Annotated in this window: 24 protein-coding genes and 1 pseudogene; 6 read left to right on the top strand and 19 right to left on the bottom strand. The window is 40.7% G+C overall.

Going from position 1 to position 26,030, the window contains the following annotated elements; all coding sequences use genetic code 11:
- Positions 1-89: 89 nt before the first annotated feature.
- Together spxA and ACQKFG_RS02535 are read right to left on the bottom strand one after the other, a co-directional pair.
- Positions 90-485: a transcriptional regulator SpxA gene (spxA, locus tag ACQKFG_RS02530; RefSeq protein ID WP_034314502.1), complete on the bottom strand. Its 396-nt coding sequence runs from the start codon at positions 483-485 to the stop codon at positions 90-92.
- 600 nt (positions 486-1,085) lie between these two features.
- The gene (locus ACQKFG_RS02535; RefSeq protein ID WP_353871647.1) at positions 1,086-1,667 is read right to left on the bottom strand and encodes a GNAT family N-acetyltransferase; all 582 of its coding nucleotides are present in this window, start codon (positions 1,665-1,667) and stop codon (positions 1,086-1,088) included.
- A 96-nt stretch (positions 1,668-1,763) separates the two neighbouring features.
- On the opposite strand from ACQKFG_RS02535, the gene ACQKFG_RS02540 reads away from it, so the two are divergent.
- Positions 1,764-1,952, top strand: coding sequence for a hypothetical protein (locus ACQKFG_RS02540; protein WP_192203711.1), 189 nt, complete (start codon positions 1,764-1,766; stop codon positions 1,950-1,952).
- A gap of 51 nt (positions 1,953-2,003) precedes the next feature.
- Here the strand turns inward: ACQKFG_RS02540 and ACQKFG_RS02545 are convergent, their stop codons facing one another.
- Positions 2,004-3,149, bottom strand: a complete 1,146-nt coding sequence (locus ACQKFG_RS02545) for a putative glycoside hydrolase (RefSeq protein WP_342615796.1) — start codon at positions 3,147-3,149, stop codon at positions 2,004-2,006.
- A 565-nt stretch (positions 3,150-3,714) separates the two neighbouring features.
- Here ACQKFG_RS02545 and trpS point away from each other — a divergent pair.
- Complete coding sequence (gene trpS / locus ACQKFG_RS02550; protein ID WP_098371292.1) at positions 3,715-4,701, top strand: tryptophan--tRNA ligase; 987 nt, start codon at positions 3,715-3,717, stop codon at positions 4,699-4,701.
- 254 nt (positions 4,702-4,955) lie between these two features.
- Here trpS and ACQKFG_RS02555 read toward each other — a convergent pair whose 3' ends face one another.
- The 4 genes from ACQKFG_RS02555 to ACQKFG_RS02570 all read right to left on the bottom strand — a co-directional run bounded on the left by ACQKFG_RS02555 (position 4,956) and on the right by ACQKFG_RS02570 (position 8,949).
- The gene (locus tag ACQKFG_RS02555) at positions 4,956-5,711 is read right to left on the bottom strand and encodes a YjbA family protein (protein ID WP_192208171.1); all 756 of its coding nucleotides are present in this window, start codon (positions 5,709-5,711) and stop codon (positions 4,956-4,958) included.
- A gap of 108 nt (positions 5,712-5,819) precedes the next feature.
- Positions 5,820-6,587, bottom strand: a complete 768-nt coding sequence (locus ACQKFG_RS02560) for a DUF2268 domain-containing protein (protein WP_427555971.1) — start codon at positions 6,585-6,587, stop codon at positions 5,820-5,822.
- A gap of 137 nt (positions 6,588-6,724) precedes the next feature.
- Positions 6,725-7,963, bottom strand: coding sequence for a beta-ketoacyl-ACP synthase II (fabF, locus tag ACQKFG_RS02565; protein WP_192203708.1), 1,239 nt, complete (start codon positions 7,961-7,963; stop codon positions 6,725-6,727).
- A gap of 50 nt (positions 7,964-8,013) precedes the next feature.
- Positions 8,014-8,949, bottom strand: a complete 936-nt coding sequence (locus ACQKFG_RS02570; protein ID WP_192203707.1) for a beta-ketoacyl-ACP synthase III — start codon at positions 8,947-8,949, stop codon at positions 8,014-8,016.
- Between the two features lie 202 nt (positions 8,950-9,151).
- On the opposite strand from ACQKFG_RS02570, the gene ACQKFG_RS02575 reads away from it, so the two are divergent.
- Complete coding sequence (locus tag ACQKFG_RS02575; protein WP_342615271.1) at positions 9,152-9,376, top strand: hypothetical protein; 225 nt, start codon at positions 9,152-9,154, stop codon at positions 9,374-9,376.
- A gap of 40 nt (positions 9,377-9,416) precedes the next feature.
- Here the strand turns inward: ACQKFG_RS02575 and ACQKFG_RS02580 are convergent, their stop codons facing one another.
- The 3 genes from ACQKFG_RS02580 to ACQKFG_RS02590 all read right to left on the bottom strand — a co-directional run bounded on the left by ACQKFG_RS02580 (position 9,417) and on the right by ACQKFG_RS02590 (position 11,507).
- Positions 9,417-9,599 (bottom strand): ComZ family protein, encoded by a 183-nt coding sequence (locus ACQKFG_RS02580; RefSeq protein ID WP_034314525.1) that lies wholly within the window; start codon positions 9,597-9,599, stop codon positions 9,417-9,419.
- 252 nt (positions 9,600-9,851) lie between these two features.
- On the bottom strand, positions 9,852-10,682 hold the full coding sequence (locus ACQKFG_RS02585) for a hypothetical protein (protein WP_192203705.1): 831 nt from the start codon (positions 10,680-10,682) through the stop codon (positions 9,852-9,854).
- A gap of 102 nt (positions 10,683-10,784) precedes the next feature.
- Entirely contained in the window at positions 10,785-11,507 is a 723-nt protein-coding gene (locus ACQKFG_RS02590; RefSeq protein ID WP_353871643.1) for a hydrolase, read from the bottom strand.
- Positions 11,508-11,803: 296 nt separating this feature from the next.
- Between ACQKFG_RS02590 and ACQKFG_RS02595 the strand changes: the two genes are divergently transcribed.
- On the top strand, positions 11,804-11,995 hold the full coding sequence (locus ACQKFG_RS02595) for a YjzD family protein (protein ID WP_076367140.1): 192 nt from the start codon (positions 11,804-11,806) through the stop codon (positions 11,993-11,995).
- Between the two features lie 82 nt (positions 11,996-12,077).
- Here the strand turns inward: ACQKFG_RS02595 and clpB are convergent, their stop codons facing one another.
- Positions 12,078-14,666, bottom strand: coding sequence for an ATP-dependent chaperone ClpB (clpB, locus tag ACQKFG_RS02600; RefSeq protein WP_349728979.1), 2,589 nt, complete (start codon positions 14,664-14,666; stop codon positions 12,078-12,080).
- Positions 14,667-15,204: 538 nt separating this feature from the next.
- Between clpB and ACQKFG_RS02605 the strand changes: the two are divergent.
- A pseudogene (locus ACQKFG_RS02605) lies at positions 15,205-15,356 on the top strand (IS5/IS1182 family transposase); the annotation flags it as partial.
- 97 nt (positions 15,357-15,453) lie between these two features.
- Here ACQKFG_RS02605 and ACQKFG_RS02610 read toward each other — a convergent pair.
- The 4 genes from ACQKFG_RS02610 to ACQKFG_RS02625 form a co-directional block, all read right to left on the bottom strand.
- The gene (locus tag ACQKFG_RS02610; RefSeq protein WP_076367144.1) at positions 15,454-16,653 is read right to left on the bottom strand and encodes an FAD-dependent monooxygenase; all 1,200 of its coding nucleotides are present in this window, start codon (positions 16,651-16,653) and stop codon (positions 15,454-15,456) included.
- A gap of 125 nt (positions 16,654-16,778) precedes the next feature.
- The gene (locus ACQKFG_RS02615; protein WP_427555978.1) at positions 16,779-17,891 is read right to left on the bottom strand and encodes a cupin domain-containing protein; all 1,113 of its coding nucleotides are present in this window, start codon (positions 17,889-17,891) and stop codon (positions 16,779-16,781) included.
- 30 nt (positions 17,892-17,921) lie between these two features.
- Positions 17,922-18,413 (bottom strand): DinB family protein, encoded by a 492-nt coding sequence (locus ACQKFG_RS02620; RefSeq protein ID WP_192203700.1) that lies wholly within the window; start codon positions 18,411-18,413, stop codon positions 17,922-17,924.
- Position 18,414: 1 nt separating this feature from the next.
- The gene (locus tag ACQKFG_RS02625; protein ID WP_427555981.1) at positions 18,415-19,362 is read right to left on the bottom strand and encodes a fumarylacetoacetate hydrolase family protein; all 948 of its coding nucleotides are present in this window, start codon (positions 19,360-19,362) and stop codon (positions 18,415-18,417) included.
- Between the two features lie 383 nt (positions 19,363-19,745).
- On the opposite strand from ACQKFG_RS02625, the gene ACQKFG_RS02630 reads away from it, so the two are divergent.
- Complete coding sequence (locus tag ACQKFG_RS02630; RefSeq protein WP_192203698.1) at positions 19,746-20,498, top strand: IclR family transcriptional regulator; 753 nt, start codon at positions 19,746-19,748, stop codon at positions 20,496-20,498.
- A gap of 57 nt (positions 20,499-20,555) precedes the next feature.
- Here ACQKFG_RS02630 and ACQKFG_RS02635 read toward each other — a convergent pair whose 3' ends face one another.
- The 4 genes from ACQKFG_RS02635 to ACQKFG_RS02650 form a co-directional block, all read right to left on the bottom strand.
- On the bottom strand, positions 20,556-20,735 hold the full coding sequence (locus ACQKFG_RS02635; RefSeq protein WP_034314546.1) for a YjzC family protein: 180 nt from the start codon (positions 20,733-20,735) through the stop codon (positions 20,556-20,558).
- 133 nt (positions 20,736-20,868) lie between these two features.
- The gene (gene argF / locus ACQKFG_RS02640; RefSeq protein ID WP_192203697.1) at positions 20,869-21,828 is read right to left on the bottom strand and encodes an ornithine carbamoyltransferase; all 960 of its coding nucleotides are present in this window, start codon (positions 21,826-21,828) and stop codon (positions 20,869-20,871) included.
- Entirely contained in the window at positions 21,825-24,944 is a 3,120-nt protein-coding gene (locus ACQKFG_RS02645; RefSeq protein ID WP_427555986.1) for a carbamoyl phosphate synthase large subunit, read from the bottom strand. The genes argF and ACQKFG_RS02645 overlap by 4 nt, the downstream gene beginning before the upstream one ends.
- Positions 24,937-26,019 carry a carbamoyl phosphate synthase small subunit gene (locus ACQKFG_RS02650; protein WP_192203695.1) on the bottom strand — a complete coding sequence of 361 codons (1,083 nt, stop codon included), beginning with the start codon at positions 26,017-26,019 and terminating at the stop codon, positions 24,937-24,939. Before ACQKFG_RS02650 ends, ACQKFG_RS02645 begins: the two co-directional genes overlap by 8 nt.
- Positions 26,020-26,030: the final 11 nt, after the last annotated feature.

Below are 26,030 nucleotides of genomic sequence, written 5' to 3' on the forward strand. Positions count from 1 at the left end.
GTTCCCCTTCATTAAGTTAAAAAAATCAGTGAACGTTATGTATAAAGAAAAAGCCCTGCACATTTCCTGGCAGAGCTTGAAAGACCTTATTAGTTGACCATACGTTGTGCTTCCCGTAACTGGAAGGTACGGACTTTACGTGGTAAAAAGCGTCTTATCTCATCTTCATTATAACCAACTTGAAGCCGTTTCTCGTCAAGGATAATTGGACGTCTTAACAGACCTGGATTCTCCTTGATCAATTTATATAATTCTTGAAGAGGCAGGCTCTCTAAATTTACGTTTAACTTTTGGAAAGTTTTTGACCGTGTTGAAATGATTTCATCGGTTCCATCTTCTGTCATGCGAAGAATTTCTTTAATCTCATCAATCGTTAACGGTTCTGAAAAAATGTTTCTTTCTTTATATCCAATCTCATGTTCCTCTAACCATGCTTTTGCTTTTCTGCATGAAGTACAACTAGGTGATGTATATAATGTTACCATGTTTACTCACACTCCCTAAATATAGAATCGGTGATCTATGAGGGGAAATCTACTATTAGTATTCATAAGTACCACTCTAATTTGAAATAATTTTAATTAAGTATTTCATTTTCTTTATTATACACTAATTTATTTAAAATGAATACCCTTTTTGATATTTGGAAAAATCCTTTTAAACTTCTAGTTTAGCCTGTACTATAACTTTTTCCGTTTTTTATGTAATACATTACTACTGCTTTTTCTAATTGAAAATACCTACCTACCATTCTCATTTAACTCTCAATACGGCCCTCATGATTCTTTAAATAACTCTTTACTTTTATTTACCCCCAATCTTTGTCAATAAACAAGATCATGTTAATATATTTTCTTTAATCAAATGCAAATTCCTCCTTTTACATTAAAAACCATTCTTTTAGCACATATATTTCCAAAAGTAAAAACAATTCAAAAATCAGCTAGTTCCAAGAAGTTATAGATATTCAATTAATGCAAAATATGCACAATAAGAAAAGACAGTTTGCAAACGTTCCGGTTGTTTTTTGCTGGGACACTTTTCGACAAATTAAAAAGGGCCGGTGAAACAACCGGCCCTTTTACTCAAATTTGCACCTCTTTAAAAATATCGGTTTCCTGACCTGCATTCAAGCTTAGTACATCCTCTACATCTTGATAAGATTTCCCATAAAGATCATCATCTTTGTAAGTATGGATTTCAGAATAAATCTCTTTCATGAAATCAAATACGTCCTCTTCATCAACAGATGGATTTGCGGGCCAATATAAGATTTCCATAGGCGTATCCTCCTTGGTGGCAAGCGATTTTCTGCTGTAGGAGATCGAAGAGGCATGCCGGAATCCTTCCCTTTTATAAAATTTCAGCCTTTTAAATGTGTCATCATCATTTTCTTGTACTGGTTCTACTTCCAGCAAGACCGTTTTCTGCTTTTTTTGCAATTTTTGAATCAATTTCCTCCCTAGTCCCTGCCCCCTTGATTTCTTTGATACAAAAAGGTAATCAACGAATATAAACTCGTCCCCTTCCACATACAATAAAACATGGTCGGGACCTTCATCTTTTTTATATATTTCCTGCTTATCTTCTAAAAGGACTTCTATATGTTCTTTGGACTTCATCTCTTCAATAGGGAAATACTGGTTTAGCTTTTCGTACCAATTCATAATTTAATCTCCTCATTTGCTAGTTTATACTTTCCAGATTATTTCTTATCCACTACAATGGAACTTGAATAGCTTGAAAATATTAGGAGGGTTTTGATGATCAGTTACTTTTTGGACTTTTTTTTAGTCGCTGCTTGCGTTATTGGCATTACAGCCGTGAATGGCGTTGTGACGAATGGCATCGGCGAAAAATGGTTTGGCGGGAAACGTCACTCTCATATTTTCGATCATTCGAAACGAATTCAGTCAGGATGGAGTCAAGTTGGCGGGAATAAAAAGCGGTAATTCAGAGAGAATATGGATGACCTGAAGAAACTTCCTAGGTCATCCTTTTTTTCATGGGGTATAGTCTACTCCCTTTGTATATCGATTAGCTGCATTCCATAATAAGTATTCATCAATACCATTGTCTTTCAATGCTTTTATTTGGGCTTCCACTTCTTCCTTACCATACCTTTGGTAATTCCCCTCTCCTAAATATGAGGCAGTAAAATCTTGTAACCAAGGTCTTGAGGTAGGTGGTGTTTTTAATTCCTTCAGCTTTCCGTTCTCTAATTTTGCATATTCCTTAACGAGATTATAAGGCTCCAAATCCGGCTTATCGATACCAAAATAAGATGTCCAGTGACTCGGATAGATCATCGAGGAAATTACATCAACATTCTCAGAGATTTTTGTGAAGTTTTGACCAATCCCGGGAGCTTCAGGCAATGTAGCTGCATATCCAAAAATATCCACTGATACTTCCACACCATATGGCTCCAGTTTTTCCCTCGCATAACTTACGAAATCAGTCACTGCCTGAACCCTTTTAGCTGTATTACTCACTTTCGCTTCATCATATTCACCTACATCATATTTCAAATCATCTTCTTTATTTTCGAATCCTTCGGGAAAACGGACATAGTCAAATTGAATTTCTTTAAAACCCAACTTTGCCGCTTCAATGGCAATACCGACATTATAATCCCACACCTCTTTTAAGAATGGGTTAACGAAGGCTTCCCCCCGACCATTCTTCCATACCTTTTCTCCATCTAAAAAAGACAATTCAGGCTTCTCTTTGGCCAAATGGGAGTCTTTAAAGACGACCACCCTTGCAATTGGATAAATCTGTTTATCCTCAAATTTTTTCAGCATTGACCTTGGGTTTTTTATGTAGTCTTTACCGATCCCAGCATATGGAGAATCGGGATCTTCGGGTTTATACGTCACGTTCCCCCTGTCATCCTTAATGTCAATGACCATCGCATTCAAATCGGTTTCATCTACATATTTAATAAGTTCATTCAATTTATTGCTGCCAGCTGCAGGCCCTGTCACATATATTCCGCGCACAGCATCCGGGTAGTCGAATTTCAACCCCGAATCAAAAACAAAACGCGGTACGCTCACAGGCAATTCTTTATTTTCTAATGCCACCTGCCTGGTTTCATTCATGCCTTGCGCATGAACTGGCTGTTGAATCAGGAATATGCACATACCTGTCATCAACCATTTACACATTGGTTTCATTTTCTCCACCTCATTCGCCATCAGTCATCAATATTCAACAAATATAATAAACCCCTTTCTTTAATACCACAAACAATTAACTTTACTCCTATATATTAAAAATAATTTGAAAAACTGCTTTATAAAGTTAAGAATACGTTCACAATCCTGTATTCCCTTGTTAGTATCCTTCCCTAAAATGCTCTGCTCATTGTGCTATATGTTAAACGGTTTGATTTTCCTCGAACCCTTCATTTCTTCCATGTCAAAAAAAAGAAACGGAAAATCCAATCTAACGGCTTGATTGCCGTTTCGATTATACATTTAATATGAATAAATGCTAAAATACAGTATAGTGGACATTTCGTATTCTCAGAATGGCATCGATACAGGACAAAACGGCCCTCCACAAGATTTAAATGAGCGTTTTTCCCCATCACGGGAGCACGTACATTTCTTTCAAAGAAAGTGGATTCATTTTCTATTTATCCTTACAATAATGAAGAACGAATATCCATTTATCAATAAACGCATTTAGAGGAGTGACTAGCAGTTGAAAAGGATTTTCTCCGGCATTCAGCCATCCGGTTCCGTTACTTTAGGAAATTACATTGGAGCCATGAAACAATTCGTTAACTTACAAAATGAATATGAATGTTTCTTTTGTATTGTTGACCAGCATGCAATTACAGTTCCACAAGATCGCATTAAGTTAAGGAAAAACATTAAAACATTGGCCGCTTTATATTTGGCCATTGGTTTGGATCCTGAAAAGAATACCATCTTCATTCAATCAGAAGTACCTGCGCATGCTCAGGCAGGCTGGATTTTACAAAGTATATCCTATATAGGGGAACTTGAGAGAATGACGCAATTTAAGGACAAATCCGCTGGCAAAGAAGGGGTATCCGCAGCACTGCTTACATACCCGCCGCTAATGGCTGCCGATATTCTCCTTTATAGTACAGATGTGGTTCCTGTCGGGGAAGATCAAAGACAGCATCTTGAATTGACACGCGATTTGGCTGAACGGTTCAATAAAAAGCATAATGACATTTTTAAAATTCCGGAAATCAGCCTCCCTACAGAAGGGGCCCGTATCATGTCCCTTCAGGAACCAACCAAGAAAATGAGCAAATCTGATCCTAATAAAAAGGCAACGATTGCCTTATTGGATGATCCGAAGCAAATCGAAAAAAACATCAAAAGCGCAGTTACCGATTCGGAAGGTATTGTCCGTTATGATAAGGAAAACAAAGCGGGTGTTTCCAACCTGATGTCCATATACTCCATCTTCAGTGGAAAATCCTATTCAGAAATTGAAGAGATGTATGAAGGTAAAGGTTATGGTGACTTTAAAAGTGATTTGGCTGAGGTGGTTCTTGGGGAAATCCTACCAATCCAGGAACGCTTCAATGAATTGATCGATTCGCCTGAATTGGATGAAATTCTGGACCGCGGTGCAGAAAAGGCGAATATTGAAGCCAATAAAATGATCAGAAAAATGTATAATGGCATGGGACTAGGCAGAAAGAGATAAAAAAAAGGCTCTTTTCGTAAAGATTGTTGTTTTTAAAAACTAAACGATTTAAGGTTGATTGTAGCGCAAGTGCGAGACTCCTGCGGGAGCAGCGAGACAGGTGAGACCCCACTGGCGTTTACGCCAAGGAGGCTCACCGCCCGCCCCGCGGAAAGCGAGCATCTGGAGGGGAAATCAACCACACCGCTTTTTTCTTGGTAAATATGCGAAAACAGCCTAAAAAAAGACGATCCTCATCGGATCGTCTTTTTTGTTCATAATATCGATGGGCTATCGCCAGCCTCCACTTGCCAAAGCTTTTCAAAAAAAGGCTGCCCCTTCACAAGGTTTTCACAAAGTTGAAGGTGCTTCTCTGACCAGCCTTCCTTCATTTCTTCATATAACTCAAGCCAAGCTATCTGAAAATCCATTTCTTGAATGTTTTCATATTTCTCAGGGGCCCATTCTGTATACCAATAACGGATTTCAGCAGTGTTTTTCGCAGTGAATAATTGGTCCATGGCCATGAATAACAATTGCTTAAGCTGTCTTTCTTTTCTTGTCAAACCGTTCATGAATAAGGGAGACGGCGACAAAATATGATATTCTTTCTCAGATGTAGGTTTTTCAGTAAAGGTGTAATCCATCTCATCATGGTTTTCTATCATGTCATAAACAATTTGTTCCTGCCGGGGAATTATTCTGCTTTTCCTGATCGGAATATGATAACCTATCGTATCAACAGCTAAAATTCCATTTCCATCAGTCACGATAAAACAATAGTCAAGCTGAATTCTTTCATGATTTTTCCTTGCATATGCTTTTTGATAAACATCATTGAGCAATGGCTTAGGTAATTCTGACAAGTCGTTCTCTATGTAGTGGAACAATGTTGAAGACACTTTCAACAAAGGAACTTGATCTAATAGTTCAATCCCGTCATCCTTCCTCCATTCATGAAAATGACAAATATTATAGCCGTTTTCTTCTCCTTCAAACCAGTTAACCCATACATCATGAAGATATAGCATCATTCATCCCTCACTTAAACAAATTTCTGTTTGTCAATCAGTATAGGCAGGAACCATACAATTTATTCCTATTCTAGAAAACAGATTAAGAAAAAAAGAACGTATATATTAACTCTTTTTTGATAAGAATTTTTCAGATTGGATAATGAATGATCTCTTCACAGAGAGTTCAAAATTTTTAACCAGGTAATAACCAGTACAGTATCCAAGCATATATGGATATCCTTTCGTCCCAAGCAGAAGTGCATCATGAAGAGGGTCTGTACGTTTTATCTTGTGCTTTTCCTCTAAATGCCTGACCCAAAATTCCCGTAGTTTATCTTCCTGATATAATTTAGTCCATTTCGCTAAAAATTTTGCTCCTAAATATTTTTCCACCGTTCTTTCCGCCAGTCCTTCCATGATCATCGTATCCAGGAGAGTGTAGTCTTTTTGGTCCTTTTTCAAATGATGCAGACGGCAAACATGATGATATTCATGAATCAACAGGGCCTCCATTTCCTTTTCGGCCATCCCCTTGCCGTAAAAAAGGAATAGTTTATCTCTAAATGCCAACCCTGACTTCGTTTCAACTTTTTTATTCCATATCCCTGAAGACATAAGCGGAAAAATATATATGGGAACATCAGGCCCTCCCCAAAGCTTCTTATAAGCTGTAAACAAGCTTTCTGTTTTTTCCCATGCATTATTTTCTTTTAAATCTTCCCATATGAGTTTTGTTTTTTGATTCGGCGAATACATGCCATGCTTTAATAAATGATGATAAATCATGTCAGCATCAAGGATATTGTTGAATGTACTTTTAAGTCTTTCCATCATCTTGACCGGGCGGTTGAAATCCTTCATCATCCATTCATCGGTTGAAATGACTCCCATTTCCCATACACCTCCGCTTCTTTTGACTATCGTATGATTTCAAGAAGGCGGTTGACACATTTTATATCCCTTGCATGTTCATTTTCCCTTAAAAATAAAAAGAGCAGATCCCAAAAGATCTGCCCTTCCTTCATAACTTATTTATACTTCTTGAAAAGAATGGTTGCGTTATGTCCACCAAATCCAAGTGAATTGCTTATGGCTACATTGATTTCACCCTTCCTTGCTTGATTCGGAACATAGTCCAAATCACACTCAGGGTCTGGTGTTTCAATATTGATGGTTGGAGGCAAAATGCTGTCCCTTATTGCCTGAATCGTGAATATTGCTTCCACACCGCCAGCTGCCCCTAACATATGGCCTGTCATCGATTTAGTGGAACTTATTGCAAGTTTATTAGCATGGTCGCCAAAGACTTCTTTGACTGCCATCGTTTCGTATTTGTCATTGTATGGCGTACTCGTTCCGTGGGCATTCACATATTGGATGTCTTCCGGATTCAAACCTGCATCCTCAATTGCAATTTTCATTGCTCTTGCCCCGCCTTCTCCACCTGGTGCCGGAGCGGTAATATGGAAGGCATCTCCAGTTGAGCCATAACCAGCTATTTCAGCATAAATCTTGGCTCCTCTATTCAATGCATGTTCAAGATCTTCCAGAACGATAATTCCCGATCCTTCCCCAATTACGAAACCATCACGATTAAGATCAAAAGGACGGCTAGCCGTTTGTGGATCAGGGTTGGTCGATAAAGCCGTATTTGCACAGAAACCTGCAACAGACATTTTCGTGATTGGCGCTTCTGCCCCGCCTGTGATCATGACATCGGCATCACCCCGTTGAATGGCTTTAAACGCATCGCCAATTGAATTTGTTCCTGTTGCACAGGCTGTTACCGTACATGAATTGATGCCTTTTGCACCCAGTAAAATAGAAACCTGGCCGGCTGCCATGTCCGGAATCATCATTGGAACGAAAAATGGGCTCACCCGTTTATATCCTCTGTTTAAAAAGTTTTCATGCTGTGTTTCAAGTGTCTCCAGCCCGCCGATACCCGAACCGATCCAGACCCCGACACGTGCAGCATTTTCATCGGTTATTTCCAGCTTGCTATCATTATATGCCATAACGGAAGCGGCGATTGCATAGTGGGTAAAACGGTCCATTTTGCGCGCTTCTTTACGATTTATATATGTCTCTATATCAAATTCCTTGATTTCAGCAGCCACTTTTACGGGGAATTCTTCAGCATTCAAACGAGTTAAAGGTCCTATTCCCGATTTCCCCTCGATTATATTCTTCCATCCAGTTTCTGCATCATTACCAACTGGAGAGATTGCTCCAATACCTGTTACAACTACACGGCGTTTAGTCATTAAAAATGGCTCCTTCCTATTTTTAAAGCACTTACGTTTTGCTTCTTCTTTTATTTACCCCACCTAAGAGCGATTGCTCCCCATGTAAGGCCACCACCAAAACCGACCATGACGATTAAGTCATTTTCCTTGATTCTCCCCGCTTCCATTTCTTCCACAAGGGCAATCGGAATGGACGCTGATGAAGTATTTCCATATTTATGAATCGTTTTTGTCATTTTTTCAAGCGGGAGATTCAATCGTTCCCTTGACGCTTCCATGATGCGTATGTTTGCTTGATGCGGGACAAGCAGATCCACATCTTCTTTTGTCAAACCAGCTTTGTCCAATACACCCAGGCTGGATTCCCCCATCTGACGGACAGCAAATTTAAATACTTCACGTCCATTCATTTGAATGAAATCTCCTTCCTGTAATAAGTGCTTCCCACCTGTTCCATCTGCGCCTAATTCAAAGGAAAGGACTCCTTTGCCATCAGATACAGGTCCAAGTACAACTGCACCCGCTCCGTCACCAAAAAGTACAGCGGTGTTACGGTCTTCCCAATTGGTTACTTTCGAAAGTTTTTCAACACCGACAATCAACACATGCTTATATGCACCTGTCTTAATAAATTGCTGTGCCGTGATCATTCCATACATAAAACCAGCACATGCAGCACTTACATCCATTGCAGCTGCCTTCATAGCTCCCAATTTCTCTTGAATCATGCAAGCGACAGAAGGAAACGGCTGATCAGGTGTAACAGTTGCTACAAGAATTAAATCTATCTTTTCAGCAGAAATTTCCGCATTTTTCAATGCAGCTTTTGCGGCTTCATAGGCCATATCTGATGTATCAATATCATCATTTGCAATTCTTCTTTCCTCAATACCCGTCCTAGTCCGGATCCACTCGTCGGAAGTGTCCATAATTTTTTCTAAATCCGCATTTGTAACGATTTTTTCGGGTAAGTAGCGGCCAAGCCCTAGTATTCCAGCATTCATCTTGCCATCCCCTTATATTTTAATGAGTTATTATAATCATCTATTATTACCTGGTACTAATTTTATATAAAAAAAGACTTCCTTGCAAGAGTTAACAGTTTGAAAAGCTAAAGAAATCTCTTTCAGAAGTCGGACGAGCGCCTATGCCAAGGGAATTTTAGGACATACATTATAAATAAAGGGAGTATAGGAGGTATTCATTGTGGACATCTTCAATCGCAACCGCGAAAGAAACCCGGATGATCATTTTTCGAATTTGATGTTTGGCAGGAAAGCTGAACCGGAACAAGAAGAGGAATCAAAGGTTGATTACATGCAATTGATGGAGAGCGTTGAAACATTGATGGGCTTATACAGTCAATACAAACCGACCATCGATAAAATCAATCTGAACCCATTGATCGACAAGTTCTTGAAAAAAGAATAAAGAATCAAGGCTGCCCTTTAACCGGACAGCCTGCCTTTAATTAACGCTGGGCATCTTGTTTGCCAAGCTCATAAGCTTCTTGCATTACGCTTTTAAAGAGCTCCATGAATGGCTCTGCCATCTCCATTGAGAATGGAATCCCGCTTGCTTCAAGCTTCGCTTTAGCCTCTGGGAAGTATTTCATGGCGATTCCCATAAATTCAAGAGTTTTATCTGAACTCATTCGCGTTTCCCCCCTATCTTTTGAATATTCATCCAATTGATCATTGTGATGCCATATAAAGCTCAATATTATCATAATTCCACAACACCCTTTCGTAAAGGGCGCACATATAAAAACATGAATATCTTTTGAGGAAAATTCCTATCCTTGAACATTATAGTACAAGACATATAGATTAGAGGCAAATATACAGTTTTGCCCTTCCCTAATATCGAAAGCTATCGATTTCATGTTTGGTTATCGCTCTCCAGGTCAGTCTCGCTTTCTCCACTTTTTAAGTAAGTTTAATCGTTTATTATGTTTTCTTTGTAAAGCAATGCCTTCTGCTGGTTCCATTTTGCATTGCACTTCAAATATTGTTCCTTTATTGATTTTAGTTGTTGATTGGGAAGTGGATGAATCCATACTTTCACCAAATATCAACTTGGCACATTTATTCCAATGATCATCTATACTGCTGCACAATTGGATGTCCCTATCGGAAGAGGAGGTAAGCACTGCTTCCAAAGCGTTAACAAAGTCTGTGATATAGAGAGCATCTCCGGTATATTCGGCAGCAATTGCCGCATTGATATCTGACTGTCCAAGCTGATTGATTCCAGATTCAAAGCTCATGTTTTCCGATTGCCAAGGTCCAAAAATCGTCGGTAAGAATATGATTTTCGCAGAATCTATTTCACGAATCGAGCTTAATATGGACTGAAATATACTGTCATCTTTTTCAATGGGCATGAAAAGAACGAAATTTGGCATTTCATCCTTGCCATTTTTGAATTTCTCAATGAAGGAAACGATTTCGCCTATCAGAAAATCGATTTTGTCCAATTTTCCGCTTTGAATATCGTAAAGAGATATGAACACCGTGTCCTGCTGTGAAATATCCAATAATTTAAGTTTATTAATCGGGAAGTATATATAATTTGAATTCCTGCCTATTTCAAGTTCCTTTTCTTCCATAATATACTGACTTGCTTCGGAATCAGCCCAATCGATTCCGATTACTTCTTTACCTTGGTTCAAAAAATATTGAGTCACATAGAATCCCACAAATTGATAAGTGCCAATGACAATGTTCGTTTGCATAAATACAGCCTCCTCTTATGCCATCAAACCCACTTTACCCGGCACGTCTAGTTTTTTTAGATGCTGTATCGTATGCAAACTATTGTAAAAATATATCACTTCTCATAAAATCTCTTCATTCTCATTGAAAAACTTTTGTATTTGATAGGGGATTTTATAACGTTTTTCGGGCAATATATACGTCAGTTGCAAATCTGCTTTCCTAGCCAGCTGGATTTGCCGATAAAGGGAGGCTTGCTCTTTCCGTAAGCTTCCAAAAACCTGAATCACTTTCATGGGGATATTCTCTGCGATAACTGAATCCTCAGTCTCCAGGATATGCTGTTCACATTCTGCCGGATCGAGCTCATATGCAGCAGCAACCTCTGACAGCCACTTTTTATAGAAGAACTTGTTTTCCTTTTCTTTCTCAAGTTGTGCTTTCAAAGAAAAAACCGGATCAATCAATACAACAGACCGAATTTTATTTCCAAGTTCATTCATTAGCTTTAGGGCAAGTAGTGCGCCTGTCCCCTCTGCCAATATATGAACCCTTTGATTGACTATTTCTTTTTTCATGAAAAGAATATATAGGTTAAGGGAAAGGTCCAGTGCTTTAGGACTGCCCCAGTTGGCTCCGTAAAAATTGGATGAAAATAGCGTGTATCCGTATTCCTTTAAATATTCCAATATTTGCAGCCTGCCAGGATGCTGCAGCCAAAAGCTGCTGTCTTTTTCGACAAAATGACTACGGTCTCCAATTACCATTACGGAAAAACCACTGGGCCGCTCTGGATAATAGATGATATTCCATTGGTCATCAATTTGAAAAGTTCGCTGTTCCATCGTTCAAACTCCTTTAAGGAATATTACTACTACTATATTAATTTATGAAGAAATATAGAAAGGGTCAGTGGAAATGCCTAACTTTTCATCCTAAATTAACCAAGCGTGGACGATTTTTGTTTTTATTTTCCCCTTTGAGTTCCCCTTTGAAGTTTGGAACCAACTTGTCTGCCGGAAAAAGTTCTCTTATGATTTAATGTATTGGATTATTTAACGGTTATTATTAAAAACACGTTTTAACTGTATATTAATTATGGTAAGATAAAAATGAATGTAGTGGAATGGGGTGAAATTCGATGCGTTATGCTTGGGCAATTTTTTGGACATTCTTATTAGTGCATATGACTGTATATGTTGTTTCTTCCATGATCGGAGTTTCATACGATGCTGCGCAGGGAACGATTTTAGGATTAGCTGCTGCTATCCTGATTTGTATCATCCCTGCTATCTTGCCTGCCGGGCCAGCTAAAGACTCTCATCAACATTAAGAAGCAAAAGAGGACATCCTTTTTAGGATGTCCTTTTTGTTATACCGTACTTTGCTTATGTGTAAACTACATTTCATCGTTTTTATATGAGGACCAATTCATCATGAGCATGATCAATCGTGATTCCTTCTTTAAGCTCCACATTCCCAGCTATGATTTTACGGGCGATTTTCGTTTCCAGATGCTTTTGGATGAACCGCTTCAGCGGTCTTGCTCCATATACCGGGTCATATCCCTGGTCCGCAATGAATTCCTTAGCCGCTTCGGTGACGTTCAAAACTATATTTTGTTCAGTTAACCTTACCTGTAATTGATGAACCATTTTATCCACGATTTCAACGATTTCTTGTTTCGTCAGAGGTTTGAATAAAACAATGTCATCAACGCGATTTAAAAATTCGGGACGGAAATGGCCTCTTAATTCCTTAAAGACCTGATCTTTTATTTCTTCTTCAATGCCACCATCCTCCCGGTTCGACTGCAATAAGAAATGGGAACCGATATTGGAAGTCATGATGATCACCGTATTTTTACAGTTGATTGTTCTGCCTTGGGAGTCCGTTATCCTCCCATCATCTAGCATTTGCAGCAAAATATTGAAAACTTCCGGATGTGCCTTTTCAATTTCGTCTAATAATATGACTGAGTATGGGTTTCTCCTAACAGCCTCCGTAAGTTGGCCTCCTTCCTCAAATCCAACATATCCAGGAGGTGCACCAACAAGACGGGACACTGAATGTTTCTCCATATATTCCGACATATCGATTCGAATCATATGTTCCTCACTATCGAATAACGTTTCTGCCAAAGCTTTTACCAATTCGGTTTTACCAACACCAGTCGGCCCAAGAAAAATGAATGAACCGATTGGTCTATTTGGATCTTTAATTCCCGCCCTTGCTCTTAAAACGGCATCGGATACGAGTTCCACCGCTTCTCCTTGACCTATTACGCGTTCATGCAGGATATCAGATAGGCGAAGCAGTTTCTCCCTTTCACTTTCCACCAGCTTGCTTATCGGTATTCCGGTCCACCTTGCAACAATCGAGGCAATTTCCTCCTCCGTCACTTCCTGGCGAAGCAATCGTGATTCCTTTTTTTCCTTTTCCAATTCGTCTTCCATTGTTTCCAATTCTTTTTGAAGCTGCGGAATCCTTCCATGCCGAAGTTCGGCTGCCCGGTTAAGGTCATAGTCATTCTCAGCCTGTTCCAGTTCATGACGCAGTTTCTCAAGCTCTTCACGTTTGTCCTGCACCTTTTGAAGTGCTGATTTCTCCATTTGCCACTTGGATTTCATGCTATTCGCTTGATCCTGAAGTTCTGATAGTTCTTTTTGAAGCACTTCCAGCCTTGCCTTGCTTTGTGGGTCCTCCTCATTTTTCAAGGCCGCTTCTTCAATTTCAAGTTGCATGACTTTTCTCGTGATTTCATCCAGCTCGGATGGCATTGAGTCGATTTCCATACGGATCATCGCACATGCTTCATCCACAAGATCTATCGCTTTATCCGGTAAAAACCGCTCCGTTATATAACGGTTCGAAAGGACGGAGGCCGCAACGATTGCCCGATCATGTATCCTGACGCCATGGTGAATTTCAAACCGTTCCTTTAATCCCCGCAGAATTGAAATCGTATCTTCCACATCCGGTTCGGGAACCAGAACCTGTTGGAAACGGCGCTCAAGAGCCGGATCCTTTTCAATATATTGCCGATATTCATCAAGGGTAGTTGCACCGATACAATGCAGCTCACCGCGCGCAAGCATCGGCTTTAACATATTTCCGGCATCAAGTGCGCCATCCGTTCTTCCTGCACCGACAATTGTGTGTAATTCATCAATGAATAAAAGAATTTTACCGTCACTCTTCTTGATCTCACTCAACACCGCTTTTAGGCGTTCCTCAAATTCACCGCGGAATTTGGCCCCTGCGACAAGTGCGCTCATATCTAGCGAAAAAACGGTCTTATCCTTTAAACCTTCCGGTACATCCTTCCTGACGATCCTTTGTGCCAACCCCTCTACAATCGCTGTTTTACCTACTCCAGGTTCTCCAATTAATACAGGATTATTTTTCGTTTTACGTGAAAGGATTCGGATGACGTTACGGATTTCCGTATCTCGGCCAATTACTGGATCGACCTTCCCCGACTTAACCTCAGCAACGAGATCTCTGCCGTATTTTTTCAGTACTTCATAAGTGCTTTCAGGATTTTGACTAGTCACTCGCTGATTCCCCCTTATATCGTTTATAACCCGTTTTGCTTTATCATAATCAATTCCATATGTTGAAAAAAGCCTGTTTACATTTGTTTTATTGACCTGCAACGACGCAAGCAGTATATGTTCGACAGATAAATATTCATCCTCCCACATTTGCATTTCCTTTTCGGCAGCCGACAAAATTTGCTGTAAGGAGGTTGACATGTAAACCTGGGAAACACTCCCGCTCACTTCCGGTAATCGATCCAGTTCCTTATTTAGCTCTATATCAAATAGATTCATCGGTTTACCAGATTCCGATAAAATCCTGATTAATAAACTTTCATCCTGTTCCATTAAGACCTTTAATAAATGCAGCTCCGTCAACTCGGGATTCCCTCTATCTTTGGCTAGTTCCTGGCCGCCAATGAACGCCTGTTGGGTTCTCTCCGTCATTTTATTAATATCCATCTTAAAACCTCCCATTCATCTACATCATGAACGAATCACCATCCGGTTTGACCAACTTTGACCTTTATAATTTCATTATACTTCTAATTTTCCCCATGTAAAGGAAAGTTATAAAAAATGCAGTAGGTATGGAGGATAAACGGAAAAAAACCTTTCTTCAAATAGAAGAAAGGCACAAACTGTAGACAAACTCGATGGAAATCGAGTTTGTCTACAGTTTGTTTTAGGGTTTTTACATTTAAACGTTGATTTCCACTCCAGGCACTCGCTTTCCGCGGGCGGTCCGGGAGCCTCCTCGGCGCCTTTGCGCCTGCGGGGTCTCCCCAGGACTCGCTTTTCCCGCAGGAGTCTCGTACCTTCCGTTCCAATTAACTTTGTTTTAACTTTTATATAGAACCCTTTTGCCAAAAGTCTTCATTGTTTTTAACTTAGAATTAATAAAACTTGAGGTGATGAGGGTGTTTTCTAAACATAAATCTATGAGCGAGATTAACTTGTGCCCGCAAACCATTTGGTTCGTTTAATGGCGGCTGCCATTGACTTCTCTTTCATTTCCACACATGTGAAAGCCAGTGCGAATAAGCAGAGATTTGAAAAGAAAATCGTTCATAGGGAACACGAGCGTATCAATGACGCCTTCAAGTTGAAATAAATCAAGATCGTACAAAACAGTTTGCCTATTCATTCCACGAGCCGCAAATGCAGCTTATAAAACACAAGCGATAGAAGAAAGGCAGACCCATTTGTAAAATGTATAAAATCCCTGATTTGGATGAAACAAAACGGCTTATGCTTTTACGGCCGTTTTATTATAACCATGAAATTCATCGACGAATTGGAAATCTTTATCCGTGCGACCTGCAAGGATCGTATCCCTGAGCAGAATACCTGCATCGGTCGTATTGTGGATGATTTCCCCCCACATTCTTGCACTCGTTTGAACATTAGCTGTACGCGGAATGCGTTCCTCTTGATATTCCAAAAATGCCTGTTCAATGTCATTTCCATGCTTATGAAGCATATCCGACAAATAAGCTGCATCTTCTAAAGCCTGGCAAGCCCCTTGAGCCAAGTATTGAAGCATTGGATGTGCCGCATCGCCCGTAAGCGTAACCCTTCCTTTAGTCCAATTATCAATTGGTAACCGGTCATACATCGGCCAGCGGCGTTGCCTTTGAATGAATGAAATCGCATTCTGAACAAGCTCACATGTTCCGGCAAATACACTGTCCATTTCTTCCGGGGTTCCCCATTGATCAGTTTTTTCATTTTCTTCCGTGTATTGAGAACTTTTGAACACCACTACTTGGTTGTAAAGTTCCCCCCTTCTAACTGGGTATTGAACAAGATGAAGGTTTGGCCCAATCCACATATATACATCATCTAAATCTCCATGGCTCGTAACCTCTTCCATCGGAATCGCTCCCCTGTATGCAACATATTGAGAGCAGATCGGTTGATCTTCCACAAAAAGTTTTCGTGCCTTGGACCATAATCCATCGGCTCCAATGACAGCAGTTCCTGAATGTTTAGACCCGTTAGCAGCAGTAACAGTAACTTCACCTTCATTTTCTACTGTTTCAATAATGGTTTGGTTCGTAACCAGTTCAATATACGGGTTATTTTCACAGGCTTCAGCCAGTACTTTATGCAAATCGGAACGATGCAAGACAACATACGGCGCTCCATATCTTTCTTTATAAACATCACCTAAATCCAAAGCGGAAAGCTCCTTGCCGGAAAAGGCATCCATCAGCACCAACCTTTTTGGAAATACTGCAATTTCATTGATTTTATCCATGACGCCTAAACGCTGCAATACATTGGTGGCATTTGCTGCAAGCTGAATCCCTGCACCAATTTCCCCAAATTCAGGAGCTTGTTCAAGGACCTTTACATACTGTTTAGTTTCTGCAATTCCTAAAGCAGTTGCCAAACCGCCAATTCCCCCACCGATAACTATGAATGGTTTTTTTTCTGTGCTCATCATCAATTCCCCCTGTTAGTTGCTTTTAGCCAAAGTTGCGGACCAATGCCACAGTAAGCGTTTTCATTCGGCTGGCCCTCCATATATTCATCAGGATCAAGCTGAAAGTCCAAAACAGATTACTTTTAAACCAAAACAGGCTTGAATTCACTTTCAATCTTTTGGTAACCATTGTTTGTGTCTAATGACTGTTGCTGTTCCAAATCGAATCTCTCCATTATTGGTAGGTCGTTTACCGAGAATAAGTAAGAATCCGCTTCTGCAACGTGCTCATGCCATGCCCAATTCGGAACGACGAAATAATCTCCCTTGGACCAGTCAAAACGCACTCCATTAATAACTGTATAGCCTGATCCTTGGTGCACTTGATAAATTGTGGAATGGGTATGGCGATGTGCTTTCGTATGGAAACCTTTAGGAAGTTTCTGCATCCATGCCCCCATCGTCGGATTGGCCGTTTGGCCATTTGATGGATTGATATATTCCACGGCAAAACCTTCATATGGGTCCGGCTCGAAATTCATTAATCCTTCTATCGCTGCTTTTGTGCCATTCCATTTGTAATTGGCAAGCGGTGCCACTTGTGAATAACGGTCGGATACTGGACGAACCATTCCGCCTTGATAACGGAGCTCTGAAAAATTATCCGGACGTTTAGGCGTTTCAATCCGATCTGGATATGGTTCAAAGAAAGTGCCACCTATGGAATAGATGGTCGGGATATCAAGGGCATCCATCCAAATCATTGGTTTTTCGCCAACATGTCCATGACCATGCCATAGGTTTTTAGGCGTGATCAAGAAATCTCCTTCTTCCATGAATATCCTTTCTCCTTGCACGATGGAGTAGGCACCTTCACCATTCGTAATGAAACGAAGTGCACTTTGGGAGTGACGGTGAGAAGGGGCCACTTCACCTGGCAATAATAGCTGAACTGCTGCATAAAGCGTTTGTGTCGTCGAAGCCCATCCCCAAGGCTGGCGATAAGTGAGGCCAGGGTTTTGAAAATAAATGGCCCTGCGCTCCCCTCCCCGGTCAGGTGTGAAGATTTCAGCCGCTTCCATCAATTTTTTTGTCAAAAGCTCTTCTTTCCATAAATAAGCATGTGCATGAGGTTTAGGTTCATGGTCCATCAAAGCGGGAATGGCTTCCCACAGTGGCCCAAGGTTATACTGCTGAATATCCTTTGTAAAATCTTTTACGATTGAACTGTCCATGTATTCCGATTTTTCAGCCATATTTATCCCTGCTTTCTTTTTTATCTTTCCTCACTGGATTTTAGAAAGATTTCGCTTAATTTGATCATAGTGTCCTGAAACATGCTCATCGATGAAGTGATCGACAATATAAGAAACTGGTTTGTTTCCGAATTTAGCGAAATTCCGGTGTGGCGATTCTTTGGATAGTGTTTCTTCATCAAGATTTCCGAGACTGCTCTCCACTTTATATTTAAGCTCCTCCACTTGCTTCATGACATCATCAACAGCGATTTTGTCAGTATCGGTAACTGCTGCCAATCGGGCTGGATCTTGCAATCCACGCCCCCATTTGGCTCCAGGCATCGCTATTACAGTTTCCACTTCACCTAACCAATATGGAATGGCCTCAGCTAAATGGGAAAGTATCTGCATGATTGACCATTCATCATCTGTCGGCTTAAATCTGATCGTTTCTTCCGGTAGGTTTGTCACTGTTTCAAGAATGTGGTCGATTGATTGTTGAACCGATTGGATTGATGTCCCGATTTCCTGATAAGCCATTTTATTTTCCCTCCCCGACACGTCGCACACGGTTTTCAAGATAACCTATTTTGTCGATTTCGATTTTGACAACGTCACCATCTTTTAAGAACACTTGTGGGTCACGGGCTACTCCTACCCCACCAGGTGTTCCTGTGAGTACGATGTCACCTGGTTCAAGAGTCATTAAATTCGATAAAAATTCAACTAAATACTTCACATCGAATACGAAGTTGGCTGTATTCGTTTTTTGGCGTTCTTCACCATTTACCGTTAATCGGACATTTAAGCCAGATGGATCGGATAGTTCATCGGAAGTGACTAACCAAGGCCCCATCGGAGCACTTCCTTCAACCGTTTTCCCTTGAAGCCACTCAAGTGTACGCCGTTGGATATCACGGTACGTTACATCATTCGCAATTGTATAACCAGCCACATAATCAAGAGCATCCTCTTTGGATACATTACGTGCTCTTTGTCCGACTACAAAAGCGAATTCCGCTTCATAATCTAGTTGTTCGGAGATTGGGAAAAACGGTATATCATCCTGGGGACCGATTACTGTATTGGCGAACTTTGCGAATACCACAGGGAATGGCGGCAGTTCACGACCCATTTCAGCAATGTGCTCACGGTAGTTATGTCCTACACAAATAATTTTGCCTGGCTTTTGGACAGGTGCCTCAAGCTTGATATTTTCAATTTCATGCACCAATTTATGTCTGAAGGAATCACGATTGTTAATAGCGTAGTCCGCAGCCTTTTTCGCGATGGAAAGGCTTTCATTCCCTCCCTGTAAAAACGCCTCCATTGTTGCAGGGACATACGCTTCAGCGATTTGTGCACTGCGAAGTTTCCCTTCGCTTTCAAGTAGCGCTTGATAGGCATAGTTCAAGTCAACTATTACATTATTCGGGTAAATTGCACCAATACGTTTAAATCCTTGACTGCTGAAAGTTACTAGTTTCATATTTCATTCTCCTTTATTCATCTTGATTTTTTTAAAAACCAATCTTTGATGCCACTATCCTAATTCTGCTGGATTCACTTTACAAACCAGCATTTGGATGGCTATACACCTCATCTCGTTCACTTATAGATAACTTTGTTCACTATTTATATAAATAGTAACTTAATTTTCGGAATATTGTCAAGAAAGTATTGCGAATTTTTGTGCAAATGTTATCATCTACACCATTATGAGTACTTCGGGATCATCTGAATTTTTTTATTTAACAGGAAAGGTTATTGATAGCTTCAAGCAGACGGCGGTTTTTCGTGCTAAATTCCATTTATATTTTACAGATTCTGATATACTAGACCTAAATTAAAACAGATTAGGGAGATTGACTTATGGAAATCGTAAAATCCGGTTCGACGATTCAATCATTACAAATAGGGATGAGCATCATAGATTTACTTGCTTCCCAAAGGACTCCTTTAAGATTCTCTGATATTCAAGAATTAACGGAAATAACGAAAAGTAACCTCTATAAGTATTTGAATACTTTGACTCAGCTTGAGTTGCTATATCGCGATAAGACAACCGGTATGTATCACCTTGGGAGCAAACTGATTCAATACGGCATGGCAGCAATAGGAAATGAGGATGTCACGAGCAGAATAACTCCTTACTTACAGGAAATCAGTCACCATACTTCTTGCACAGTCCTTTTTTCCGTTTGGACATACGATGGACCAATCACGGCGAAAATTTGGAATTCAAACCAAAACTTAAACATCGGGGCACAGTTAGGTACGCGTCTTCCCCCTTCATCCTCATCCGGAAAGGTATTCACTGTTTTTCAGGATCCTTCCTTGACAGCCGAATGGATTGAAAAAGATCGTAATGTTACAGGCTCGTTCCTTAAAGAAACGGATGAATATCATGAAATTCGGAAATACAAAATAGCTTTTGCCAAAGAGCCTCTTGTACCTTCTGTTTCCTCCATGTCCATTCCGGTTTTTAATTATAATTCAGAATTGTTGGGAGCGATCACTGCCGTCGGGTTCACCGAAAGCATTCCAGATCATCATGAAGATCCCTTAAGCGATTATTTAAGAAAGAGCTGTTTGGAAATCTCGAAAATATTCGGTTATTCCTGAATAGGAAAAAGCAGGAAAAAGGATGGCGATCATTCCTTTTTCCTGCTTTTAGATGTTTCATGGCTTCCGCTTATATGTCCAAATCCGGTTATGATTGGATGTTTCAGGAAAAGAATCCCCTGCATCAAGCTTTACCATTTTCGGATTCACTACCGTGCTGCCCGTTTCACCGATTTCTACGTAGGTCCCATTATTAGGTGCCTTCTGACCTGGCTTAAATTGGCGATTTTGCCCCATAGATTTCACCCCTTTTACATGCTTTCCCCGTTATTATTACCAGTATCCTTACATTCATGTCAGAAAAATTAAGAACATACAGGAAAGCGGCTTGAATCAAAAAGCGCCTGCTCAGGGAGCAGACGTTTTTTTGTTATGACATTAAATCCACCAGAACCGCCTTTTGGGCATGCAGACGATTTCCGGCTTGGTGGAATACGACGGAATTAGGTCCATCGATGACTTCAGCCGTTACCTCTTCTTCCCTGTGCGCAGGCAGGCAATGCATGAATAAATAATCTTCTTTGGCAAATTTTACAAGTTCACCATTGATTTGGTAATCTTTAAAAGCTTCTAAGCGGATACTATTCTCGATTTCCTGCCCCATGGAGGTCCATACATCGGAATAGACGATATCCGCATCTTTTATGGCTTCCGATGCTGAGGTTGTCACCACAATTTCACTGCCAGTCTCTTCTGCCACTTTTTGGGCATAGGCTACGACCTTTTCATCAGGTTTGTAGGCCTCAGGACACCCGATGGAAAAATCCATTCCCATTTTTGCACAGCCTACCATCAATGAATTGGCAACATTATTGCCATCACCGATATAACTCATCTTCAAGCCTTTTAGCTGCCCTTTTATCTCGATGATCGTCAAGAAGTCTGCAAGCACCTGACAAGGATGCGCAAGATCTGTTAACCCATTGATAACTGGGATAGATGCATTTTCTGACAATTCCAGGATTTTTTCATGCTCGAAGGTACGAATCATGATGCCATCAATATATTCAGAAAGGACTTTTGCAGTATCGGAAATAGTTTCACCACGCCCAATTTGCAAGTCATTGCCGCTTAAGAACAAAGCGTGTCCGCCAAGCTGCATCATGCCTACTTCAAAAGATACACGGGTACGGGTAGACGATTTTTCAAAGATCATCCCCAGCGTTTTCCCTTTTAAAGGAGTATATTCTTCACCAGCATGCAATTTGGCTTTAATGGTCTGCGCTAGCTTTAACAAATCTGCAATTGCCGTTGGTGCAGACTCCTTCATGGTTAAAAAATCTTTTCCATTTAATATCTTCGCTTGTGTCGGTGCCGTCATTGAACTCATACGTGTGACACTCCTTTCGAATATGGTACAAGCCATTCCTGAAGCGAGGTAACCCCTGGATTAGCATTTTCTAACGATTGTAGATAGGCCTTGAAAGTCTCTTCTTCCGTAAATGCAAGCAGTCTGTATTTCGCTGCAAGTAACCTTAGCTTCTTATCTTCTACCGTTGTTCCATATGCCAAAACGACTGCGCCGTTTCCTTCATTTAACCATTTATCAAAGTCTGAATTCCCCAATGTCAAACCGGCTTCTTTGATTTGCATTACCAAATCTTCATTTAATTGGACTGATCCGGATTGATAAACACCTGAAGTATGTTTAGCTTTTTGAGCATGGAATACTTTTGACAACGCTTCATTTACCGTTTCTCCGATGGCAATTCCTTCACCTGTTGATTTCATTTCCGGACCTACCTTCGAATCAAGTCCGCTTAGTGCAAATGTAGAGAATACCGGATATTTGACGACAGCATATGGAATTTCTTCCATTAAGCCCGTTTTTTCGAACACATTCGACAATGAATATTTCCCGAGCAATATTTTTGTCGCTATTTGCACCAAGGATACATCAGTCACTTTACTGATGATTGGAATTGTCCGGCTGGCGCGAGGATTCACTTCCAATACATATACACTATTTCCCTCAATTACGAATTGGATGTTCATGAGTCCTTTATAACCAAGTTCCCTAACTAGTTTTTTAGCATAAAGGGTCATTTTATCTTTGATATCATCCGTTAAGGATTGAGCTGGCAATAACGCCATGCTATCCCCTGAATGGACGCCTGCTTTCTCTATATGTTCTGCAATGATGGGAATGAATACATCGTTTCCATCCGCAATCAAATCGATTTCGGCTTCCTTCCCTGGAATATAGGAATCGATCAACACGGGATATACAAGTGCCGATCCATTTGCGATTCTATTCAATAAGCTTTCCTTGGAGCGGATGATTTCCATTCCCTGGCCGCCAATTACATAGGATGGGCGTAAGAGCACTGGAAAACCGATTGCCTCTGCACTGGCAATTAATTGTTCTTCACCATTAGCCATTGAACCCGGTACATGGGGGATATCCAGTTTTTGAAGGAGCTGATAAAAACGATCACGGTCTTCCAATTGATCAAGTGTATCGAATGTAGTCCCCAACAAATTGACACCGTATTCTTCCAGGCCTTTTGCCAAGTTTATCGCAGTCTGCCCACCGAATTGGACGATAACATCTTCAATATCTTCCGCTTCTATTACATTCAGAACATATTCAAGAGTTAAAGGTTCGAAATATAGGCGGTCTGCCGTCGCAAAATCCGTGCTTACCGTTTCCGGATTATTATTGATCATGATCGTTTCGACATTTTCATCCTGGAGTGCATAAACACCGTGAACCGAACAGTAATCAAATTCAATTCCCTGTCCGATGCGGATCGGACCGCTGCCAATCATCAACACTTTCTTTTTAGCCGTTTTTTTCTGTTCGTTCTCACCAAAATATGTTGAATAATGATAGTTCGTATGTGATTCGAACTCGGCTGCACATGTATCAACCGTTTTGTAGACAGCAGTTACGCCCAGTGATTTCCGGTGCGCTCTCACTTCCATTTCATTTACTTTCCATACGGATGCAAGATAGCGATCAGAAAAGCCCTTTTCCTTGTAAGATTGAAGTTCTTCCCTTGTTACCTGATCGATTTCCTTAGCTTCAATTTCCATTTCGTTTTGGATCAATGAAGCAAAGGATTTAAGAAAGAAATAATCTATGGCTGTCGCTTCATGGATTTCTTCAATCGTCACGCCTTTTCTAAGCATTTCAAAAATGACAAAGATTCGTTCATCAGATTTTTCGGCAAGCTTTCCCCAAAGTTCAGGAACCGTTTTATTTCTTAGCGATGATAGCTGCAGCCCAATCGTTTTCAATTCCAAAGAATCGACGGCCTTTTGGACTCCTCCCTCAAAGCTGCGGTGTAAAGCCATCACCTCACCAGTCGCCTTCATCTGTGTTCCCAATTTGCGGTTGGCGCTCGTGAATTTATCGAATGGCCACCTCGGGAACTTCACAGCTACATAGTCAAGAGCAGGTTCGAAGCTTGAATAAGTGCTTTTCGTTACTGGATTGATGAGCTCCGATAAATTGTAGCCGACAGCGAGCTTGGCAGCTATGCGGGCTATGGGATAACCTGTTGCTTTGGAAGCTAGTGCCGATGAACGGCTGACACGCGGGTTTACTTCTATTAAATAATATTGCTTGCTATTCGGATCAAGTGCAAATTGAATGTTACAGCCACCAATGATACCTAAAGCAGAAATGATTTTAATGGAAGCGGCACGCAGCATCTGAAACTCATCGTCCGATAAAGTCTGTGATGGTGCCACGACGATCGAATCACCTGTATGAATCCCTACCGGATCGATATTTTCCATATTACAGATGGTGATGCACGTATTGTTGCCATCTCGCATAACTTCATATTCTACTTCCTTATAACCAGCTATGCTTCTTTCAATCAAGCATTGTGTTATCGGGCTTTCTTGCAGTCCGCCCCGTACAAGTTCCTTAAAGGCATCCAGTGAATCAGCAATCCCACCGCCAGTTCCGCCAAGTGTATAAGCGGGACGAACGATGATGGGGAAACCGATTTTGTCAGCAAATGCCAACGCTTCTTCAAGTGTATGAACAATTGTACTGTCGGGAACGGGTTCACCTATTTCAAACATCAGCTCACGGAACAGTTCACGATCCTCCCCTTTTTTGATGGAGTCGATCGGAGTTCCCAGTAATTTGACTTTATATTTTTCAAGTATCCCGGCATCATCCAATTGATAAGCAAGATTCAATCCTGTTTGACCGCCTAATGTAGCGAGCAGGCCATCCGGCTTTTCTTTGGAAATGATCTTTTCCAGTACATCAACTGTTAAAGGTTCGAAATAAACAGCATCCGCATTCATATCATCAGTCATGATCGTTGCAGGATTGTTGTTGACCAGTATGACTTTATATCCTTCTTCCTTTAAAGCAAGGCAGGCCTGTGTACCTGCATAATCGAATTCGGCGGCCTGCCCGATGACAATCGGCCCCGAACCAATCACTAAAATAGTCTGTATCGTGTCGTCCTTAGGCATAAGCTTTTTCTCTCCCGCTATAATCATTTATCATTTGTAAAAAGTCATTGAATAGTAATGAACTCTCGATAGGTCCTGGATTTGCCTCTGGGTGGTATTGGGTAGTGAAGATTGGCAAGTCTTTATGCATGAGCCCCTCAACCGTGTTATCATTCACGTTTCTGAATCTCACTTGCAACGATGTTCCTTGTAAGCTCGGTTCATCAACCTCATAACTATGATTCTGCGAACTCATATACACCTTTTTCGTTTTCAAATCGACCACGGGCTGATTCGCACCGCGATGTCCAAACAGCATTTTCTTTGTATTTCCACCTAAGGCAAGGGCCGTTAATTGATGACCTAGGCAAATGCCCATCGTTGGAAAATTCGTAATGATCTTTTTAATGTTTCCTAAAAGGTATTCAAGCTGTTTTGGATCCCCAGGCCCATTTGAAAGCAAAATTCCATCTGGCTTCAAGTCCTTGATTTGTTCGAATTCAGTATCGAATGGTACGACAGAGACTCGGCAGCCTTGCTCTACCAATGAATCCAATATGGATTTTTTATAGCCGAAATCCATCATTACCACGTGCTTGTCGCCTTCCCCAAAACTCTCGACAACCTTTGTGGATACCTCAGAAACGTGGGCTGATAAACCAACCAGGCCAGGTACGACAGTGTATTCTTCTTCCGCTGTGATGACTGCCTGCATGGAACCTTCCTGTCTTATATTCTTAACGACCGCTCTTGTGTCAACATGGCTTAAAAGAGGAATGTTCCACTTGTCTAAATATTCACCAAGTGAATATTTAGCTTGATAATGGGAATGGCTCATATTCCCTTCATATACAATCACACCGGCAACATGCGGCTTCTTACTTTCAAAATCATGTTCATTGATTCCATAATTTCCGATTAGCGGGTATGTGAAGATGACAATCTGGTCCTTATATGAAGGATCTGTCAACACTTCTTGATATCCGGTCATTCCTGTGAAAAAGACAATCTCTCCAGTGATTGTTTTTTCAGTCGATTTAGTCAGCAGTTCCCCTTCAAAGACGGAACCATTCTCTAAATATAGATAGCTTTTCATGATCTTCACCT

The organism is Peribacillus sp. NPDC076916 (assembly GCF_050269675.1).
GTDB lineage: Bacteria > Bacillota > Bacilli > Bacillales > DSM-1321 > Peribacillus > Peribacillus aracenensis.

Bases quoted from the DNA above. Each gene is read 5' to 3' on its own strand.
- ACQKFG_RS02580 (WP_034314525.1), bottom strand. From the start codon at position 9,599: ATGAGTTCAGATAAAACTCTTGAATTTATGGGAATCGCCATGAAATAC.
- fabF (WP_192203708.1), bottom strand. From the start codon at position 7,963: ATGACTAAACGCCGTGTAGTTGTAACAGGTATTGGAGCAATCTCTCCA.
- ACQKFG_RS02595 (WP_076367140.1), top strand. From the start codon at position 11,804: ATGCGTTATGCTTGGGCAATTTTTTGGACATTCTTATTAGTGCATATG.
- ACQKFG_RS02540 (WP_192203711.1), top strand. From the start codon at position 1,764: ATGATCAGTTACTTTTTGGACTTTTTTTTAGTCGCTGCTTGCGTTATT.
- ACQKFG_RS02635 (WP_034314546.1), bottom strand. From the start codon at position 20,735: ATGGGGCAAAATCGCCAATTTAAGCCAGGTCAGAAGGCACCTAATAAT.
- ACQKFG_RS02560 (WP_427555971.1), bottom strand. From the start codon at position 6,587: ATGGGAGTCATTTCAACCGATGAATGGATGATGAAGGATTTCAACCGC.
- ACQKFG_RS02630 (WP_192203698.1), top strand. From the start codon at position 19,746: ATGGAAATCGTAAAATCCGGTTCGACGATTCAATCATTACAAATAGGG.
- ACQKFG_RS02645 (WP_427555986.1), bottom strand. From the start codon at position 24,944: ATGCCTAAGGACGACACGATACAGACTATTTTAGTGATTGGTTCGGGG.
- ACQKFG_RS02570 (WP_192203707.1), bottom strand. From the start codon at position 8,949: ATGAATGCTGGAATACTAGGGCTTGGCCGCTACTTACCCGAAAAAATC.
- clpB (WP_349728979.1), bottom strand. From the start codon at position 14,666: ATGGATATTAATAAAATGACGGAGAGAACCCAACAGGCGTTCATTGGC.
- spxA (WP_034314502.1), bottom strand. From the start codon at position 485: ATGGTAACATTATATACATCACCTAGTTGTACTTCATGCAGAAAAGCA.
- ACQKFG_RS02650 (WP_192203695.1), bottom strand. From the start codon at position 26,019: ATGAAAAGCTATCTATATTTAGAGAATGGTTCCGTCTTTGAAGGGGAA.
- ACQKFG_RS02625 (WP_427555981.1), bottom strand. From the start codon at position 19,362: ATGAAACTAGTAACTTTCAGCAGTCAAGGATTTAAACGTATTGGTGCA.
- ACQKFG_RS02545 (WP_342615796.1), bottom strand. From the start codon at position 3,149: ATGTGCATATTCCTGATTCAACAGCCAGTTCATGCGCAAGGCATGAAT.
- ACQKFG_RS02610 (WP_076367144.1), bottom strand. From the start codon at position 16,653: ATGAGCACAGAAAAAAAACCATTCATAGTTATCGGTGGGGGAATTGGC.
- argF (WP_192203697.1), bottom strand. From the start codon at position 21,828: ATGAGTTCAATGACGGCACCGACACAAGCGAAGATATTAAATGGAAAA.
- ACQKFG_RS02590 (WP_353871643.1), bottom strand. From the start codon at position 11,507: ATGGAACAGCGAACTTTTCAAATTGATGACCAATGGAATATCATCTAT.
- ACQKFG_RS02535 (WP_353871647.1), bottom strand. From the start codon at position 1,667: ATGAATTGGTACGAAAAGCTAAACCAGTATTTCCCTATTGAAGAGATG.
- ACQKFG_RS02615 (WP_427555978.1), bottom strand. From the start codon at position 17,891: ATGGCTGAAAAATCGGAATACATGGACAGTTCAATCGTAAAAGATTTT.
- ACQKFG_RS02555 (WP_192208171.1), bottom strand. From the start codon at position 5,711: ATGCTATATCTTCATGATGTATGGGTTAACTGGTTTGAAGGAGAAGAA.
- ACQKFG_RS02620 (WP_192203700.1), bottom strand. From the start codon at position 18,413: ATGGCTTATCAGGAAATCGGGACATCAATCCAATCGGTTCAACAATCA.
- ACQKFG_RS02585 (WP_192203705.1), bottom strand. From the start codon at position 10,682: ATGCAAACGAACATTGTCATTGGCACTTATCAATTTGTGGGATTCTAT.